General features: G+C 63.8%; 1 protein-coding gene and 1 pseudogene. Both read right to left on the reverse strand.

What is annotated here, in order from left to right:
• Positions 1-206 (reverse strand): annotated as a pseudogene (locus NKJ32_RS35365) (ABC transporter substrate-binding protein); the annotation flags it as partial.
• A gap of 52 nt (positions 207-258) precedes the next feature.
• Positions 259-1,231: branched-chain amino acid ABC transporter permease (locus NKJ32_RS35370; RefSeq protein ID WP_352830577.1), on the reverse strand; the 973-nt coding region annotated here is incomplete at its 5' end.

A 1,231-nucleotide genomic window follows, 5' to 3' on the forward strand; every position in this document is an offset into this window, starting at 1 on the left:
TTGACGCCGTTGACGCCGCCGTCGCGGATGTTGATCAGGTTGAGATAGTCGATGAAGCCGCCGAAGAAGCCGGTGCCGCCGGCGGCGTAAGGGCCGACGCGGTAGCTCTGCAGAGGAAAATATTGTTCGTCGGCGTGAACCGCCGTCGCGCCGAGGACGAAGGTCGTGGCGATCGCCGCTTTTCGTAGGTGGCTGAAGAAGGTCATTGCTTGCGTCTCCTGAGGTTGTGGTCCGTGAGAGGAGGAAGTCGAGCGGCGCTCAGCTGGACCTTGAGCCGATCCGTCGTTTCAGGCGGTCAAAGAGGGCCGACAGCCCGTTCGGTTCCGCGATGAGGAAGATGATGATGAGCGCGCCGAGCGCGATGCGCTGGCTCATATCGAGCACACCCGAATCGAACAGTCCGCCAAACAGGAAGGCGCCAAGCCGCGACAGGATGAGCGGAAAGATGACGATGAACGCCGCTCCCAGAAAGGCGCCGCGTATCGAAGCCAGCCCGCCGATGATGATGATGAACAGTATCTGGAATGAGCGGTCTAGATTGAAGCCGGCCGGCTCGACAGTGCGCAGATAGGTGAAGGCCCACAGCACGCCGGCGACGCCGATGATGAAGGACGAAATGGCGAACGCCAGCAGCTTGGTCTTCAGCACAGGGACGCCAATCACGCGCGCGGCGGTTTCGTTGTCGCGCACGGCGATGAAATTGCGGCCGGTCGCGCTGTTGACCAGGCGCCAGACGAGCGCCGTGAGCACGATGACCGTGGTCACCGAGAGCAGGTAGCGGCCCGTCGCCCTGTCGAGCGAGAAGCCCGCAACGGCAAGGTGCGGCGCCGAGATCACCCCGGAAGGGTTGTCGTTGGAGAACCAGCCGAACTTGGTCAGCGCCCACTGCACGAAGAACTGGGCGGCGAGCGTCGAGACGGCGAGATAGAAGCCGCGCAGGCGCAGGCTCGGCAATCCGAACACGACGCCGATGCCGGCGGCCGAAATCCCGGCCAGGACCATGGTCGCTAACAGCGGCAGTCCTTCGACCCGAAGGTTGAAATTGTAGGCGGCGAAAGCGCCGACCGCCATGAAGGCGGAGGAGCCCAGCGAAAGCTGGCCGCAATAGCCGGTCAAAAGGTTGAGGCCGACCGCCGCCAGGCTGAGCGCAAGGAACGGCAGCAGGATCGCCTCGACGAGATAGCTCGACGCATAGGCGGGGATCAGGCCGTAGGCCACGGCAATCAGGGCG

The organism is Mesorhizobium sp. M0159 (assembly GCF_040322295.1).
GTDB lineage: Bacteria > Pseudomonadota > Alphaproteobacteria > Rhizobiales > Rhizobiaceae > Mesorhizobium.